Origin of the sequence: Paenibacillus sp. HWE-109, from assembly GCF_022163125.1 — a bacterium.
Lineage (GTDB): Bacteria > Bacillota > Bacilli > Paenibacillales > NBRC-103111 > Paenibacillus_E.
The window spans coordinates 3,602,661-3,617,150 of the sequence record NZ_CP091881.1 but is presented as its reverse complement, the minus strand read 5'-3'; the positions used below and the strand labels follow the sequence as shown (position 1 = coordinate 3,617,150).

Genomic DNA, 14,490 nt, shown 5'->3' with positions numbered 1-14,490 from the left:
TTCAAGCTTTCTCGCTTCGTGCTGCTAGTTTTAACCAGAAACGACTAATCGTCTCCGTGCCTTTGCCCCAATTGATCAAATGGAAATGCTCATTCGGTGCATGGAGGTTTTCCCCGGGCAAGCCAAACCCCAGTAGAACGACAGGAGCCTTCAGCACTCGTCCAAGCACCTCTACGATAGGGATGGACCCACCGCTTCGGGTGTAGACAGGCCACACGCCGTAAGTATCTTCATAAGCTTCCGCCGCTGCCACCATAGCAGGTTCATCTATGAGGGTAATAAATGGATTGCCGCGCAGTTGACGGTCCATGGTTACTTTGACACCGGGCAGCTTCTGCGCCTGAATATGGGATTCAATCGCATCCATGATCTCTTCCGGCACTTGCGCCGCGACGAGGCGGCAGGCGATTTTGGCTGAAGCTCGGTTCGGGATAATCGGTTTAATCCCCTCCCCTTGAAAACCGCCGCTTACCGATGTGATTTCCAAGGTAGGTCTGGAAGTTGTTTGCTCATAAAAAGAAAACCCATCTTCACCATAAAGCGCGTCCACTTGCAAATCGGTACGGATCTTGTTCTCGTCAGGCTGAACTTGCTTGAATGATTCACGTTCTTTGTCCGAGAGTTGGATCACGCGATCATAGAAGCCTTGGACCGCTACTTGGCCTTGCTCATCATGAAAGGAACTGAGAAGCTTGGATAAAGCATGAATCGGATTCTGTACGGCGCCGCCAAATAACCCGGAGTGCAGATCGCTGTTCGCGCCATCCACGGTAATTTCGAAACCTGCTAGGCCGCGCAATCCATACATAAGCGCAGGTTTGCCAGGTCCATGCATCTGTGTATCCGATAGGGTAATAGCGTCTGCTTGCAATTTCTCTTTGTACGTCTCAACAAATGCAGGCAAATGTTTGCTGGCAATTTCTTCTTCGCCTTCGATGCAGAATTTCACATTCACTGGAAGACTGCCCTGTGTCCTCAGAAAAGCTTCCACGGTTTTCACATAAAGCAGCAATTGTCCTTTGTCGTCTGTGCTGCCTCGGCCAAATAGTTTGCCATCCCGGATGACGGGTTCAAAGGGCGGTGTCTGCCAAAGTTCTAAAGGTTCGGCGGGCTGTACATCATAATGCCCATAAATGAGGACAGTAGGCCTGCCAGGTGCATGCAGCCAGTCGGCATAGACTACCGGATGTCCTCCGGTTGGCATGATTTCAATATTTTCCAAACCTGCCTGCTTCAGCGATTGAGCCGTCCATTCCGCGCAGCGAATCATATCGGGTTGATGTTCGGCAACAGCACTGATACTTGGAATCCGCAGAAACTGCATTAATTCCTCTATGTGTTGATCTCTTTGCTCATCCAAATAGGTTTTGATGGTTTCAATCATGGGTGATTTCTCCTTCTTTGAAAGCACTAGTTAATGGTTCATTCTTTTAACTTCCCCAATTAGCGGTAAATTCCTGCAAATGGATGTGTCTGTTTCGCAATTTTGCAGGCGGATCGAATTTTAATTCTGAAAATAGGTCATTTGGTGCATGGATGAAACTTCCATTTAATAGTATCTTTTAATAGATTACATGAATGGGTTTAAATGTAAAAAAATTTTCAGGAAATTTTCAGTTTCATGAAACTTTTTCAAAAGCTGTATCGTCTACTTTAGCATACAGACAGTTTATCAAGGAAAGGGAGTCCCCTGAAATGGCGAGATGGTTTCGCAAAAAAAACGCATCAGAGGTCATGGTGCTAGAGGAAGAGAAGGCGTTTGACAATCACGCTACCCCCTTGAGGCAGTTGAAATCTCCCCTTTTGACTGTACATGGTGTACAGCGTTCTTTTCATGTTGGAGGGCAGAAATTAGAAGTGCTGAAAGGGATTGAGATGGAACTGATTCCGCTGCAGTTGGTCATGCTCAAAGGTCGCTCCGGCTCGGGTAAAACGACGCTGCTCAATTTAATTGGCGGGCTTGATCAACCGAACGAAGGGGAGATTTGGTTTCAGGAGCATGCTTTCCATCTCGGTTCAGATGATGAGCGGACGCTGGTTCGACGCAAAGAAATCGGATTTATTTTTCAATCCTTTGCCCTTATGCCCTTGTTGTCTGCTTGGGAGAATGTGGAACTGGCGTTGCGGATGGCTGGTATTCCGCGTTCGGAGTGGAAAGAGCGTGTGGCGCATTGTTTGGAACTGGTTGGACTGGGCAAACGCATGCATCATCGGCCTTTTGAACTTTCGGGCGGTGAACAGCAGCGTGTGGCAATAGCCAAAGCTATCGCCCACCGGCCATCGCTTATATTGGCGGATGAGCCTACTGCTGAACTGGATTCCCAGATGGGGGCGCAGATAATGTCCGTATTTCGCAGCATCATTGCGACGGAACAGATTACGATTTGTATGACCACTCATGACCCTACAATTTTGGAGGTTGCCGATCATGTTTACGAAATGGTGGACGGGAAATTCATCTCCTAACTGGACGATGAAGCCCATTGCAGCAATTTTATTAAGTTCAACCCTGATCTTGGCTTCGGGCTGTTCGCTTTTGCCCAAAGAGCAAGAGGAGGAAGCGATCCCATCGATTAATCCACCAAAGCTGTCGAAGAAGCCGGAATATGCGGTGAAAACAGAAACACTGGAGACGAAAGTTAGAGGAAGCGGACGTTTAATGGCTTTGCAGGAGGAGAAGCTGTTTTTCTCTGAAGATATGACCGGCAAGCGAATTAGCGCCATTCTTGTGAAGAATGGGGATGCCGTGGAACAAGGTCAGCCTATTGCAGAGCTTGATGTTTCTGACATGGAAAGCGATTTGAAGCGCAAAAAGCTGCAAACGCGCAAAGATGAGCTGACTATGATTGAAACGATGCGCAAGGCTGATGAGATGACACCGGAGCAAGTTGAACAGGCCAAGATTGATTTTGAATTGAAGCGTGAGGAATTGACGAAGCTTGAAACCCAAGTGAGCAAAGCGAAGCTGGTTGCGCCTTTCAGCGGAACAATCGTGACGGTTGTTTCCAAAAAAGGAGATACGGTAAAGTCTGGAGAGTCGGTTGCCACTTTGGCTGATTTGAATGAGCTTACCGTTGCGGCAAGCATCAGCGCGGACGATGCGAAGAAAGTGGCTATTGGCATGGAAGTACAGGTAGATATTAATTCTGCTGGTACGCACAAAGGCAAAGTAAAACAGCTTCCCCTTCCGCAAGCAGGCAATAACAATGGTGGCGGCTTTCCCGGCGATGGACAGGGCGGCGGGCAAGATTCGATTGACAAATATTTAGTTGTACAGCTGGATGAGTTTCCCAAAGGTTTAAACCGTGGAACACCGCTTAGCGTGAGCATCATTACGCAGCGCAAGGAAAACGCCACAACGATTCCGCTAGCAGCGCTTCGTTCCTATTCCGGCAGAAATTATGTGCAGGTGATTGACAATCAAGGGAACAAGAAGGAAGTCGATGTAGAAATCGGTCAACAGACGTCAACGGATGTGGAGATTGTCAAAGGTCTTACCGCCGGACAGAAAGTAGTGGGTCGCTAATGTCCATCCCGATGCTGCGTTTTTTATTTCGGAAAATGTGGAATACCCGCTGGCTGACATTAAGCACACTGCTTGGGCTGGTCATGGCTGTGGCTTTCACCACGAGTATTCCGATGTATGCAGACGGATCGCTGAAGCGAGTCGTTGCCAAGTCGTTGGAAGAGAAGAGCAGTGGTCTCCCGGCAGGTTCATTACTTATGCGATATCAGGCTGTTGGAACTGAACGTGCAGGACTAGACGAGCTCAAAGACGTCAATCTATACATACAGGATCAAATTCCCAAAGATCTAGCTTTTCCTGTTTCTTCATTTGCGCGTACCTATACGATTAAAGGCGCGCCTATAACGCCAGTTGATCCAACGAAGATTGACCCCAGCAAACGTCGTCAAATGACACTAACATCGTTAAGCAGCTTGAACGATCAGGTGGATTGGTCCTTAGGACAAATGGCCTCTAATCAGTTGCAAAGCGGTGTTGTCGAAGCCGTGGTACTGGAGGAAGCTTTATTTCGAAATGATCTTCATATCGGAGATGTTTTCAATTATTCCGTTTCTGGTGCGGGCGGCAGTCAACTGTTGAAAGTGAAGATTGTTGGTGCCTTTAAACCCAAGAATGAGGCTGATTCCTACTGGTTTCAAGGTTTGGAAGGTTTAGTGAATGCCCTTATTATTCCTGAAGATTTGTTCGTACAAACGCTGCTGACGGATAAAAAAATCCCGCTGCAACTTGCAAACTGGTACTATGCGTTCGATTTGCGAAATATCCAGACAAGTCAACTATCTCCGCTGGATAATCGCTTGGAGCGGCTCGATATCAACTTGTTTCAGAAACTCAAGAACACCAAAGTAGATGTCTCCTTCAAGCCGATTTTAGCTGAATTCAAAGCGCAAAGTCTGCAGATGCAAATTTTATTATTTACGTTGGCAGCACCGATGATTGCGATGGTTTTCTATTACATCGTCATGAATGCCAGGCAATCGCTGGATCGCCAGCGTGGGGTTATTGCCATTCTGCGAAGCCGTGGAGGCAGCACCAATCAAATTGTTGGCATTTACTTTCTGGAGGGACTGCTGCTCGGAATCATTGCCCTGCTGATAGGACCGTTCATAGGTTGGTTCATGGCTAAAAGCATTGGTTCTTCCAGCGGTTTTCTAACATTCGTGGATCGCAAATCGATTCCGGTCAGCTTTACACCGGAAGCGATGTTATACGGTGGAATAGCCGTCCTAATCGCGATACTTGCCAGTGTTATTCCTGCGGTTATGTTCGCTAGATCTTCCATAGTGAACTATAAACAGCAGATGGCCCGTTCGGATCGTTCGCCACTGTGGCAGCGATGGTTTCTCGACATCGTGCTGCTTGGTCTAGTAGGTTACGGATTCTATCTATTTGACCAACGTCAAATCTTATCCGTCCAAACGGGACTGACCACGGATCAGCTGCAGGTGCATCCACTGTTGTTCTTTGTACCTGCGTTATCGATATTTGCGCTGGGATTGTTCTTTCTGCGCATCTTCCCGTGGCTGTTGCGGTTCTTCGGCTGGCTGGGACGCAGATTCCTGCCCGTACCGCTTTATTTAACACTTGTCCAGCTGTCCCGATCTGCCAAAGCCTATTATCCGCTTATGCTGCTGCTGATTCTTACACTCGGGCTTGGCGTATACAATTCGTCAGCGGCACGAACAATTGATTTGAACTCGACGGAAAGAACCTTGTACCAATACGGGACTGATGTGGTCATGCAGACCGTTTGGGAAGGCTTTTCTGATGATCTCCCTAAGGATCCCAACGCTGGCAACAAAGGTGGATCGCAAGGTGGCGGGTCATCAGGTGGCGGGAACAACGGTGGCAATGGTTCTAACGGAAACGGCGGTTCTGGCGGTGGGCAAGGCGGCCAGGGCGGCCAGGGTGGGCAGAAGCCAGGTGAGGAAGTACCCACCAAAATTCGCTATGTCGAGCCGCCTTTTCAAGTATTCCGTGATCTGGAAGGTGTCAAAGCGGCTGCGAGAGTGCTCCAATCCAAAGGGAATGTCGTGATTTCCGGTAAATCTACTGGCCAAGGAATGATCATGGGTATCGATAACGTCGATTTCGCGAAAGTCGCATGGTTCCGACCCGATCTATTTCCTGCTCCACCGCATGAATATTTGAATTTACTAGGCACATATGAGCAAGCCGTCATTATTCCTTCGAATTATGCCAGTAAATATGCGCTGAAAGCGGGGGACTTGCTCTCCATTACGATTGGACAGCAGCCTGTGGAATTCGTCATTGTTGGCATTCTGCCTTATTGGCCAAGTCAATATCCGGATCAGACACCATTTTTCATTGCGAATCTGGATTACATTTATGATCAAGCCCCTTTGATTCCTTATGAAGTGTGGCTCAAAATGAATCCGGATGCCAAAGTTGCGCCTCTCGTAACAGCACTCCAAGCCAAAGGCATTGAGATTGCCTCTGTGAAAGATGTGCGCAACGAACTGATTATCCAGAAGAAACTTCCTGCCAGAGGCGGCGTTTTCGGTATTCTCAGCCTAGGTTTCCTGGTTTCCGTCACGGTATCATTGATCGGCTACATGTTGTACTGGTTCTTCAATCTATCCAGTCGTGTTGTGCAGTTCGGTGTTCTTCGCGCGATGGGACTTTCACGCAAGCAATTAACGGGCATGCTCCTGCTTGAACAAGGATTTACAGCTGGATTATCGATTGCTTTGGGAATAGGCATAGGCAAGCTAACGAGCTATTTCTTCCTGCCATTCCTGCAAACCTCGCAAAATGTGAAGACGCAAGTCCCGCCTTTCCGTGTTGTTTTTGATTCGAAGGACACGTACCAGCTGTATTTCGTAGTTGCCTTCATGATGGTAACAGGAGCGCTGCTGTTGTTCTTGCACATTCGAAGGCTGCGTGTTCATCAAGCAGTGAAGCTCGGGGAGGAGAAATAGGATGATCACTTGCGAAGGCTTAGTCAAAATTTATAAAACAGATGAGATCGAAGTTGTAGCTTTGCAAGGGCTGAACATTCAAATCGACGCCGGTGAGCTGATGGCGATCATCGGAAACAGCGGTAGCGGCAAGTCCACCTTGCTGAACATTCTGGGAGGACTTGATCGCCCTTCTGCCGGACAGGTGAAGGTCGGAGATTGGGATTTATTAAAGATTACGGACAAACAGTTAGTCGACTACAAACGACATACGGTTGGCTTTATCTGGCAAAATAATGCGCGCAATTTAGTTTCTTATTTAACGGCCCTAGAAAATGTGGAAATGCCAATGATGCTAAGCGGCAACTATGATCCAGTCTATGCGAAGCAGTTGCTGGAATGGGTCGGTTTAAGCCACCGCATGAACAACAAGCTGCAAGAATTGTCTGGCGGTGAGCAGCAGCGTGTAGCCATTGCGATATCGCTTGCGAATCGCCCGCGCTTGCTTCTCGCTGATGAGCCAACGGGTTCCGTAGATACGAAGACAGCGGATATGATTTTAGCTATTTTTCAGCGTCTGAATAAGGAACTTGGCGTGACGATTGTAATTGTCACCCATGATTTATCTATGGCAGGGAAAGTTGGCAGAGTCGTTGCCATTCGTGATGGGATGACAAGCTCGGAATTTATTGCGAGGAATTCTGCGATGACGACCGATGATGGTTCAGGAACAGGGCTTGCCGGTGATGATCATGAAGAGTATGTGGTCCTCGACCGGGCAGGAAGACTTCAGGTTCCCAAGGCTTACTTAACGGCTCTGCAAATCGATGGCAAAGCCTCGATGGAATTTGATGGCGAGAAAATAATGATTAAAGCACCCAAAGTGATAACTGCGAGTGAGGGAACAGCACCCAATTCACATACTGTTGGAGGGAAAACGAAATGAAACAGATCAACCGTAAAATGCTAGCTACAACCTTGACACTGGCTCTGGTAGTTCCATTAGCTGTAGCGTGTACAAAAGGAGATAAATCAGACGATAAGCAGGAACGTGTACTTCGTATCGCGAATTCCATGGGTTATGGCGGCGATGATGAATATTTCAGACAGCAGTTCACAGAGATTTTTGAATTTGCTAATCCGAATATCAAAATTGAATTGATCCCGACCATGGATGAAAAGTACCGGTATGGCAACATACAGCCTGGCGAGAAAATGCCCGATCCCATGGAGAAGCTGAAAGAAGTTATGCAGAGTGATAATCCGCCGGATGTGGTGATGGTTGGCTATGAGCAATTGCCAGACATGATCGAAAGTAATTTGTTGACACAGCTCGATCCACAAATAACGAAGGATAAATTCGATACGTCCGGTATCGTGCCTGCTGTCATTGATGGTATCAAAAATGCTGGCGGCGGGAAGCTTTTTGCGTTGGCGCCGACATTTACCTCATCCGCTCTCATTTATAATAAGAAGATGTTTACGGATGCGGGAACGGATTTTCCTAAGGATGGAATGACCTGGGATGAGATCTTTGACCTCTCCAAACGATTAGTGAAAGGCGAAGGCGAGAACCGTATTAATGGTTTCTCATTCTCCACGCAATCACAGGGCGATAATTTGTTCTATGGCATGCAAATGTACACGGCTCCGCTGCAACTCAAAATGTTCGACGATGCCGGGGAGAAAATGACGGTGGACACGGACCAGTGGGAAAAGGTTTGGGCGAAAATGGCTCAATTGCAAAAAGACAATGTCTTCCCTGAACTCATGGATCCGAACAAACCGATGAACCGTAAATTCGATCAGGACAATCCATTTTCTTATGACGATTTCATGTCCAACCGATTGGCTATGGGGATCATTAATTACGGGCAGCTGCAGCAAATTACGAATGCCAACAAGAGTGCGGCTAACTATAAAGGCTACACGCCAATCGATTGGGATGTCGTAACGATACCTTCCCATCCAGAAGCCAAGGGAGTCGGCGGCTCTATTTATATGAACGGGATTATGGGAATCAACGCCAAAGCGCAGAATCCAGAAGATGCATGGAAGTTCATTAAATTCATTAATGGCGAAGACTGGGCTAAGTTAAAATCACACAGTTCCTACAATCTGGTGGCTCGCTCCAAGTATTTGAAACCCAAGGACGGTTTAGAGTTTCACATGGAAGCCTTCTATAATGTCATTCCAGCACCAATGGAAAATAACATGAAAATCTATCGTGAGAATCCAAACATTTATCAAGTCCAAGAAATTGGTCGCCAACAGTTCTCAAGTGTTCTGCAAGGAAAAATAACAGCAAGAGAAGGCCTCAAGCAATGGCAAACACAAGGCGATGCGATGCTCAAGCAGATGAAGGAAAATCCGGGGCAACCCATTCCACCCACGATGATGCAAGCCGTACCTGCCGGTTAAAGCAGGTCATCTTGGCTGAGGATTAGTCAGATCGACTTTGAAGGAGGACATTTAACATCATGAAGATCAAGTTTCATCATATCCGCTTGGCGACGATTGCACTGTCAGCCACTTTATTATTAAGTGCTGTAACACCTGTTTGGGCGGATAGTGCCCCAACTGCTATCTCCGCTTCTATAGGCAAAGTGACGATTACTGGAAGCAGCTACTTCGAGTTGAAGCAGATTCATCTTTTGCCGGATCAGAATGGGAAACTGGCGACATTTACGATCAGTATTCATAATGAAGGCAACAGCGAGCTGCAGTTTATTGATTACTGGGCACGACTGAAAAGCAAATCAGGCAATCAATTTTCTGCGCGGCTATTGCCAGCTGATAAAGATAAGAACCGGGTTGCACCTGGCGCAACAACGGATTTAACGTTCTATGCGACTGTGAATGCAACTACGAACTTGCAGGATCTCGTTGTGCAATTTATTAAATGGGATTTCAGCCAATCTAATTTTGAACGTGTGCTTGGAGAAGTTGCTGTGCCTAACGATTTTACGGACGTGACGCCAACAGATTCTGCGGCTTCGATCATGGTCGGGGGAACTCAAGTCCAAGCATCGATCAAAAAATTCGTCAGCAATAAAAATGAGAAATATCACGTTCCAACGGTGTACCTTAAGTTAGAAAATGCAGGCAGTCACACGGTGACAGTTCCTTCCTACATTTTCTCCATTCGCACAGCGGAAGGACTTCTCTATCCTTTGGAAGCCAAAGGGATAAAAGATCTGAAGATCAATCCTAAGGAAAGCAAAGAGATTCAATTATCCGGCTCTATTCCAGTCGGTGTTGCGGCAGATGCGTGGCAATTGACCGTGGCAGAGACGATTGCAGATTTGAAACTCAATGTGGGCGTAGCTAATTTCCAATTGCCCCCGGTTTCCACGCAAGTAGGAGGCTCGATCGGTAAAGAGTACTCTTTCACGAGTAAATCCGGTGTCTACACCACGCAGCTCAATGGTTTGCATCGCTTGCCTTGGGAAGATCAAGATTTGCTTACCGCAGATTTAACGTTGATCAATAAGGGGCAGGAATCCCTTCCGCTTCCCAAATTATCCGGATACTTTCTGCTTGATGGAGCAGTCAAAATTGATGCTAAATTGATTCAAACAGCAAAAGTAATCGGGCTCGGCGCAGGCGCTAATGTGAATTTGCAAATTGCCGGTAAAGTACCGTATACGTACGAGTTTTCAGATGTCAAATTAGTTTTGCAGGAAAATGAGACAGGGGAACCCCCTGCGGGAACTGAGAAAGGCACTACAACAGCGACTGACGTTCTGGAGTTTTCTACCCAATCTGAGCTTCAAGCGATTCCCTTCATAAATGCTGGACAATCCTACACATCGAATGATGCGGGGCGTAAGTCCAAATATGCGATTCGGAATGTATCGACTTATGAGGACAAGACGAATATTATGTTCTCGGCGATGGTTGAAGTTACGAATCTGGAGAAGCGGTTCACTAATGTGTCCAAACTAGTTGCTAATTTCCGCGCACCAGACGGCACGGTGTTCGCCGCATCCGTTGCGGAAGTAAAGAACAAAATTAGCCCTTCTGGCAAAGGCCTATTGAATGTTTGGGCATCTGTACCCAAAGGGTACGGGACTGCAAACATGAACCTGCTTTTAGGGGAAGCCGTCACAGATGGCAAACTGTCTGAGGGTGAGAAAGCAGTTGCGGACTCCTATGTTAATCCAGTAGCTTATTGGCTGCCTGATGAAAGAAAAGAGGTTGCCAAAACGCTGAAAAATGTTGATTTGTTCCCTTACAACATCAGTATCAACAAGATTGGCACAACGATTGAAAACGGCAATTTTAACTTAAAATTCAATTACGAGTTAACGAAGGAAAAGCTAACCGAAATTAATACCGAAGGCCATAATTTATTGCTTGTTTTTGAAGATGGCGGCGGCGTGAAACGATTTGAGAAGAAGTTTGATTTCAAGGACTTTGATGTATTCAACGGCGAGTCTACAGCGGATCAAGATACTAAGATTCGACTGGGCAAAAGAGAAAACTTCTTGATTTCCATTACAGATCCAGGACTTATTTTTAATACCAAATTCCTTCAGAAGTATACGTTAAGCGTGTATGATGAATTCCAAGGGCAAAGAAAGCTGCTTGCCTCACAACAAGCGGACTGGTTTATTACAACGGACTAATATTTTGTATGGAAGCGAGGGCGCTCAGCCTTCGCTTTTTTCTTATTCAGTCATATCGAGTCATATGGCAGAGAAGATTCATATGACCATTTTATGACTGGGATATGACTTCCCTCACCTGTAATTATGGAAATGAAGAGATATAATGAATCCAGATCGTGAAAAAAACATAAAGTTTTCAACATTAGTTTATCTTTTGTTAAGAATTGCCAAGTATGATGAGAAAGTAGGCAGTAAAGGAGTACCGTATTAAAGCTGGTGATAGGGGAGAAGTGAGAATGTCCAAGTTAACTAATTTTTCAATGAAAAACATAGCAGCGGTTTTTATCATTATGCTGTTATTGGTTGTAGGAGGAACGTTTTCTACAACCACACTTAAGGTAGAAAGTATGCCTGATATTACGTTTCCTGTAGTTATTATTAGTACGACATACGTAGCACCTCCTAAGGATGTGCTGGACGAAATTACGAAACCGCTTGAGAAAGCGGTAGCTGGTTTGGACGGATTGAAAAATTTAACGTCCAGTTCACAAGATAATTACTCGCAGATAGTACTAGAGTTAGAGCAGAGCAAGAAGCCGGAAGACGTCAAGAAAGACGTCGAGAGTTTGGTCGCTAATGTAAAGATGCCGCAAGGCGCTGAGAAGCCCAAAGTATTAACAGCCGGGTTTGCATCAGACCCCGTATACTATTTGGCTGTATACGGCGGAGAGGGCATTAACCAAACCGAGTTGGATAAGAATTACAAAGATACGATTCTTCCTGGCTTTACTGGATTAAAGGGGATCGACCACGTTGACTCCGTCGGTAATCAAGATGCCGTATTGACTATCAAGTTAGAGGCGCCAGCCATCAATAACTATGGATTAACGCCTTCGGAGGTTGCGGAATTAATTAAAGCATCGCTTGTTTCCAGTCCAGCGGGTACCGTTGATTTTAACGGCAACTCCCAGATGGTTCGGGTAAAAAGTGAATTCGATACGATCTATAATTTGGATAATTTGAAAATTACAACGAAAACCGGCGACACGCTTCTGCTCAAGCAGCTTGCCAAAGTAGAGGCCATCAGCGAATCCAAGTTTATCGCCAGATTAGATGATAAACCGGCTATCGGTGTTCTGCTCTATAAAACGAAAGCAGCCAATGCCGTTGAGTTTGCGGATAGTGCTGATAAGCTCATTAAGGGATGGGAGCAATCGCTGCCTGGTGTGAAATTTCATTCTATTTACAATTCAGCCAACGACATCAAACAGTCTATTCACGGGATGGTGCAAGAAGGCGGATTGGGTGCGATACTCGCCTCTTTAATGATCTTGCTCTTCCTGCGTAATATTCGTATGACATTCATTGTACTCGTCTCTATCCCATTATCCATCCTTGTTACCTTGTTAGTCATGGGTCCTTTGGGAATTTCCTTGAACATTATGACTCTTGGAGGCATGGCGATCGCAGTCGGCCGGGTTGTGGACGATAGTATTGTTGTTATCGAGAACATTTACAGTCAACTGGAAAAAGCACAGGAACGAAATGAATCTGTGATTAAGTTGGCGACCAAGCAGGTGTCCAGTGCGATTACTTCTTCAACCATTACAACGGTTGGCGTGTTCGGGCCAATTGGGTTCGTCAGCGGAGTTGTTGGCGAAGTGTTCCGTCCATTTGCCATTACACTTGTTGTCGCTTTAATGTCTTCATTAATCGTTGCATTAACGGTTATCCCAATGCTGGCAAAGCTCATGGTACTTAAAAGCAAGAAGGTTTCGACGCATGACGAAACGCACATAGGTCCAATGGGACGGAAATATAAAAATGCCATCATTTGGTCGCTAAATAACCGCATCAAAACATTGCTCATTGCAGGGGTCGTGTTCGTTATTTCGATTATCGGCACTGTGCCTAATTTAGCGGTTTCCTTTATGCCCGCTAGCGAAACGGTTAAACAAGGGGCTATTGATATCAAAATGCCGAGGGATACCTCCATCGACATGATGAGTGAGAAAACGAAAGAAATAGAAGCGCATCTGAAGTCATTTAAGGATAAGACTGGTGAGACTTCATTTAAGTACATTGAATCGCTTATTGGCTATAACGGAACCAGCGACAGATATGCCTATAGAACAACGATGTTCTTTGAGTACAGCAAAGGGACAGATTCCGATGCAGCTACTAAAACGTATAAAGAAGAAATGTTGAAACTTTTGCCAAAAGGATCAGATGTCAATATTCAATTGTTTACTGGAGGCCCGCCGACATCAACTGGAGGAGATCTTTCATACGCACTTAAAGGCGACGATCAGCTTTATCTCAAAGTTGCAGCAGAAATGGTCAAAGAAAAAATGAAGGAGTTCCCTGAGCTTAACGATATTAAAGACAGCTTGAGTGATTCCAAAACCGAGGTCGAAATTACAGTTGATCAAAACAAAGCCAGAAGTTACGGGCTTTCTACAGCGCAAATTTTGCAAACGGTCAACAGTTGGATTGCAGAAGAGAAACTTGGCGATTTGAAATTCAATAACGTTACGTATGAGACAAAAGTTTTGCTGAATCCAGTATATAAAAATTCAGTGGATAAATTGGAAGCATTCCTGATTAAGGCGCCTACTGGCCAGACCGTTCAATTGAATGAGATAGCCAAAGTAAAACAAATTGACTCGCCGAACAGCATCAGCCGCGCAAATCAAGAGCAAATCATAAGTGTTAATGCTAAGATCTTAAGTGAGGATAAAGGAGGCGTCAGCAAAAAAGTTGTCGCTGAACTTGCGAAACTGGAACTGCCCTCAGGTGTTACCCAGGAAGTGAAAGGGGTAACAGACGATATCAACAAAAGCTTTATGGAAATGTTCATGGCTATCATTGCTTCCATATTCATCGTTTATATGGTAATGGTCATCGCCTTCGGCAATGCCAGAGCACCGCTCGCCATTCTGTTTTCTCTGCCGCTAGCGGCAATTGGAGGGCTCGTTGGGCTTCTAGTCACTCGTGAATCGGTGAACGTTACTTCTTTGATCGGGTTCTTAATGTTAATCGGTATCGTTGTAACCAACGCTATCGTACTCGTAGATCGCGTACAACAACTTAGAGAACAAAATTATGAAATCCGTGATGCGCTTATAGAAGCTGGAATAACGCGTCTTAGACCTATCATTATGACTGCTGGGGCTACGATCATGGCACTCATGCCACTCGCGCTTGGATTATCCGAGGGAACGATCATCTCCAAAGGATTGGCCGTCGTTGTTATTGGCGGGTTGACGACGTCAACGATATTGACTCTAGTGATTGTCCCTATCATTTATGAGATGCTGTTTAAGAAAAGAGATCGTCGTTGGTTCAAACGCAAAGGTAAAACATCCAGTCTACCATCCGAGCAAGCTACATCTGCTCTCCAATAATGCGAATAGGTGAAAAGGAGAAA

At 45.9% G+C, this 14,490-nt stretch carries 8 protein-coding genes; 7 read left to right on the top strand and 1 reads right to left on the bottom strand.

Annotated elements, in window-relative coordinates; genetic code table 11:
• Window position 1: 1 nt before the first annotated feature.
• Entirely contained in the window at window positions 2-1,384 is a 1,383-nt protein-coding gene (locus LOZ80_RS15390; RefSeq protein ID WP_238172220.1) for a dipeptidase, read from the bottom strand.
• A 350-nt stretch (window positions 1,385-1,734) separates the two neighbouring features.
• On the opposite strand from LOZ80_RS15390, the gene LOZ80_RS15385 reads away from it, so the two are divergent.
• The 7 genes from LOZ80_RS15385 to LOZ80_RS15355 all read left to right on the top strand — a co-directional run bounded on the left by LOZ80_RS15385 (window position 1,735) and on the right by LOZ80_RS15355 (window position 14,467).
• On the top strand, window positions 1,735-2,466 hold the full coding sequence (locus tag LOZ80_RS15385; RefSeq protein ID WP_238172994.1) for an ABC transporter ATP-binding protein: 732 nt from the start codon (window positions 1,735-1,737) through the stop codon (window positions 2,464-2,466).
• The gene (locus tag LOZ80_RS15380; protein ID WP_238172219.1) at window positions 2,429-3,526 is read left to right on the top strand and encodes an efflux RND transporter periplasmic adaptor subunit; all 1,098 of its coding nucleotides are present in this window, start codon (window positions 2,429-2,431) and stop codon (window positions 3,524-3,526) included. Before LOZ80_RS15385 ends, LOZ80_RS15380 begins: the two co-directional genes overlap by 38 nt.
• Window positions 3,526-6,468, top strand: coding sequence for an ABC transporter permease (locus tag LOZ80_RS15375; protein WP_238172218.1), 2,943 nt, complete (start codon window positions 3,526-3,528; stop codon window positions 6,466-6,468). Before LOZ80_RS15380 ends, LOZ80_RS15375 begins: the two co-directional genes overlap by 1 nt.
• A gap of 1 nt (window position 6,469) precedes the next feature.
• A complete protein-coding gene (locus LOZ80_RS15370; protein ID WP_238172217.1) occupies window positions 6,470-7,393 on the top strand; it encodes an ABC transporter ATP-binding protein in 924 nt (307 codons plus the stop codon).
• Window positions 7,390-8,868, top strand: a complete 1,479-nt coding sequence (locus LOZ80_RS15365) for an ABC transporter substrate-binding protein (protein ID WP_238172216.1) — start codon at window positions 7,390-7,392, stop codon at window positions 8,866-8,868. Before LOZ80_RS15370 ends, LOZ80_RS15365 begins: the two co-directional genes overlap by 4 nt.
• A 59-nt stretch (window positions 8,869-8,927) precedes the next feature.
• Complete coding sequence (locus LOZ80_RS15360; protein WP_238172215.1) at window positions 8,928-11,078, top strand: COG1470 family protein; 2,151 nt, start codon at window positions 8,928-8,930, stop codon at window positions 11,076-11,078.
• A 278-nt stretch (window positions 11,079-11,356) separates the two neighbouring features.
• Window positions 11,357-14,467 (top strand): efflux RND transporter permease subunit, encoded by a 3,111-nt coding sequence (locus tag LOZ80_RS15355; protein WP_238172214.1) that lies wholly within the window; start codon window positions 11,357-11,359, stop codon window positions 14,465-14,467.
• The last annotated feature ends 23 nt before the right edge of the window (window positions 14,468-14,490 follow it).